Source organism: Turicibacter sp. T129 (assembly GCF_025594975.1).
Classification (GTDB): domain Bacteria; phylum Bacillota_I; class Bacilli_A; order MOL361; family Turicibacteraceae; genus Turicibacter; species Turicibacter bilis.
The window spans coordinates 1-3493 of sequence record NZ_JAMQUU010000112.1 but is presented as its reverse complement, the minus strand read 5'-3'; the positions used below and the strand labels follow the sequence as shown (position 1 = coordinate 3493).

The following is a 3493-nucleotide window of genomic DNA, read 5'->3' as shown; positions in this document are numbered from 1 at the left end:
ATCTCCTACTCGATTAGTTAAAATATGATAAATAGCGCACTATCTCTTATAACAAGGGAAGAAAAACGAATTAGGCACATACTTTAAAATATAGATTTTTTTATATTTTTAGAACAATAGTCATATAATGACCTAAATAGCGACTATACTATCTATATGATTGAATTTTTAATTAAACGTTGTTATAATTTCGAGTATGACATAATATGTAAAAATGAATGAGATACTGACTGTTTTCAAGATAAAAGGAGAGATATAAATGGTCGAGGTTAACGGCTTATCAAAAGATGAAATTATCGCTAATCTTTGGTTAACAGATGAAATGATTAATGAAATTGAAATTGTAAAACGTGAGATAGATAAAAAGAAAGCTTCATTAGATTCAACAATTGTAGCTACAGAGCAAGAACATTTAAAAGCAGTAGAAACAAAATACTATGATAGCTCAGAGTATAAAGCGCATCAAGATTACAATGGACTTATTGAGAAACTGAAAGATTTTAAAGGAGTTGCCATTTTAATTGATTTAATTGTCTGTGTTCTATTATCATATGCCTTAATTATATTTAATGTGAATTTCTTATATGTTATTTTATTATTTATTATTACGGTCGTTATTTTTTATCTACTATATCAACAAGGAACTAAATATTATTTAAATAAGCAAAAGCCTGCTCCTATTCCATCATTAGAAAGTGTTATTGAAGAAGCTAAAATGAGTTATGAGTATCAACAAATTCCAAACTCATTACTTGCTAATCATATGAGAGATGAAATCAAAAAACTAAATCAACAATTATCAGAATTAGAGGCTACCTTAATTGAAAAAACAGTTTTACCTGAAATCTATCGTATGAGAGCTAAAGAAGTTGTTTGGTACTTAGAAAACTTAATGGCAGACAATTTAAAAGAAGCTTTAGCAGCTTTAGTAGAAGATGATCATCGAGAGCAAGTGAAACAGATGATTGAAGAACAAAATCAAGAAATTAATCAATTAAAAGATATCACAGCCAAATTAATGGAACATAATCAAAAATTAGCTCATAAATTAGAACAACAACGTCAACAACTGGTTGAATTAGAAAATAGAAAGAAATAATAAAAGGTCACCTTTCATAGGTGACCTTTTATTATTGTTTAACAGTTTCGCCGTATAAAGGGCTGGGAAGCCCAAAACCACCGGCGACTTCTAACAATTGACCGGTAATAAAAGAAGATTCGTCACTAGCTAAAAATAAAACAGCATTAGCAATATCCTCTGGTTGTCCAAAACGATGGAGTGGGACGTGTTTGAGAAACGATTGAATAAAGTCGTCTGACATATTTTGTAGAGCTGCGTCCGTTGCAATTAAGCCTGGTAAAACGGCATTACATCGAATGTTATGTTTCGCATATTGAATTGCAATATTTTGTGTTAGTGAATTAATAGCTGATTTAGAAACGCCATACCCTAATCGAGCTACATCAGGTAAGATTGATCCAATCGAAGAGATATTCACAATTGAGCCACTTTCCTGCTTAAGCATTTGTTCAATGGCAAATTTACAAGGTAGATAAACACTACTGAGATTAAAGTTCATCGTATTGAAAAAGGTTTCAGTATTTCCGGACACGAGGTCTAAGTCAGTTTCTGAATCTGTCCCCCCATAATTATTAACTAATATATCTAGGTGGCCCGCTTCTTCAATAACTGTCTTGACCATAGTCTCATACGTTTCTGTTTTTGTCGCATCAAAGTAAACACTTTTAGCGTGATAGCCATTTTCCAATAATTCCTGACAGATTTGATTAGCAGCCTCTAATCGACGAGCCCCAATATAAACAGTTGCTCCGTGCTGAGCCAACGTTTTAACACATTGTAATCCAATTCCTCGTGTACCAGATGTAACAAGTGCAACTTTGTTTGCTAATTTTTTCATATATCTGATTCTCCTTTATAGGTGAAAGTTAATTATATTATGTGGGATTTATGCAATTTTATATCCTCTAATTTTCCTGCTAAAACTAATCAATTATTATCGAGGGATTCATACGATAATAATAGGAATCAAGTAAAAAAGGAGAGAGGCGACGTGAAAGAGTATTTTGAATCTATTAAAAGAAGAGACCCAGCAGCAAGAAATATTATTCAAATTATCTTGTTATATCCTGGCGTGCAAGCAGTCTTTTGGTATCGTATTGCACATTTTTTATATATACACCATTTAAAATTTATTGCAGAATTAATGATGTTCATCGTAAGATGTTGTCTTAATATAGAAATTCATCCAGCCGCTCAAATAGGGAAGAGATTATTTATTGATCATGGAACAGGTGTCGTTATCGGAGCGACTAGTATTATTGGTGATGATGTTACAATGTATCATGGAGTTACATTAGGTGGAGTCGGTAGAGGCGATGTTACAGGTAAACGGCATCCAACTGTTGAAAGTAATGTTACAATAGGTACTGGTGCAAAAATATTAGGGAATATTACATTAGGAAAAGGTTGTATAATCGGAGCAAATGCTGTTGTATTAAAGGATGTTCCGCCGAGTAAAACGTCAGTAGGAGTCCCAAGTATAGTGAAAAAGTAATTAAATCGCTTATTATGGATTATTTATTATATTTAATTTCTGAATCTCATACACTTGTAAAAAAAATAATGTAATACAAAGGTGATGAGGATGAGGAAAACAATTGGTACAATTTTATTTTTAGTCGTATTATTTTTAAGCTTTATTCCAGTAATCATGGGGGAATATCGTAATAATTTAAATGATAATTATGAATCAGTAACTGTAATCTTAGATGCAGGACATGGTGGAAAAGATGGGGGAGCCTCATCAGAAAGTGGAATTATTGAGAAAGAAGTCGTGCTATCGGTGACAAAAAAGGTTGAAGATTACCTTAAGATGCAAGGGATTAATGTAGTGTTAACACGAGATGGTGATTATGATTTGGCATCTCCAGAAGCAAAGAAGAGAAAAACAGAAGATTTAAGCAAGCGAGTGCAAATTATGAATGGCCAAGAAAATGGGATTGTAGTTTCTATTCATGCCAATGCAATTACAAATAGTTCATGGTCAGGAGCACAAACGTTTTATGATCCGAAGAAAATAGAAAATAAACAGTTAGCTACTGCAATCATGAATAGTATGAAAAACAACTTACAAACTACAACGAGAGAGGCTAAGGCCATTTCAAGCTTATTTATATTGAAAAATTCAAATGTACCTTCAACCTTAGTTGAAATTGGATTTTTATCTAATCCAGATGAAGCAGAGAAATTAAATACGGATAGTTATCAAAATCAGATTGCATATGCCATCTATGAGGGAATACTTTATTATTTTGATAATCCTGATATGGAAGTAGAATAGTAATTTAGAAAAGCCGATAATTGTATCGGCTTTTCTGTTTGAAATTAAATGTATAGATATTCACTTATAAATGGATGATTTTCAAAAAAATACAAAAAACTGTTTGACACCTTTCGACAGGTATGATATTA

4 protein-coding genes are annotated in these 3493 nt (G+C 32.0%); 3 read left to right on the top strand and 1 reads right to left on the bottom strand.

The window, feature by feature from the left end; genetic code table 11:
* The first annotated feature begins 259 nt into the window (after positions 1-259).
* Positions 260-1099 carry a coiled-coil domain-containing protein gene (locus NEH75_RS13210; RefSeq protein WP_055306064.1) on the top strand — a complete coding sequence of 280 codons (840 nt, stop codon included), beginning with the start codon at positions 260-262 and terminating at the stop codon, positions 1097-1099.
* A 31-nt stretch (positions 1100-1130) separates the two neighbouring features.
* On the opposite strand, the gene NEH75_RS13205 is transcribed toward NEH75_RS13210, so the two are convergent.
* Positions 1131-1919, bottom strand: coding sequence for an SDR family NAD(P)-dependent oxidoreductase (locus NEH75_RS13205; protein ID WP_055245274.1), 789 nt, complete (start codon positions 1917-1919; stop codon positions 1131-1133).
* A gap of 153 nt (positions 1920-2072) precedes the next feature.
* On the opposite strand from NEH75_RS13205, the gene cysE reads away from it, so the two are divergent.
* Both cysE and cwlD read left to right on the top strand, forming a co-directional pair.
* Positions 2073-2576: a serine O-acetyltransferase gene (cysE, locus tag NEH75_RS13200; RefSeq protein ID WP_055245276.1), complete on the top strand. Its 504-nt coding sequence runs from the start codon at positions 2073-2075 to the stop codon at positions 2574-2576.
* A gap of 90 nt (positions 2577-2666) precedes the next feature.
* Complete coding sequence (gene cwlD / locus NEH75_RS13195) at positions 2667-3362, top strand: N-acetylmuramoyl-L-alanine amidase CwlD (RefSeq protein ID WP_055306063.1); 696 nt, start codon at positions 2667-2669, stop codon at positions 3360-3362.
* Positions 3363-3493: the final 131 nt, after the last annotated feature.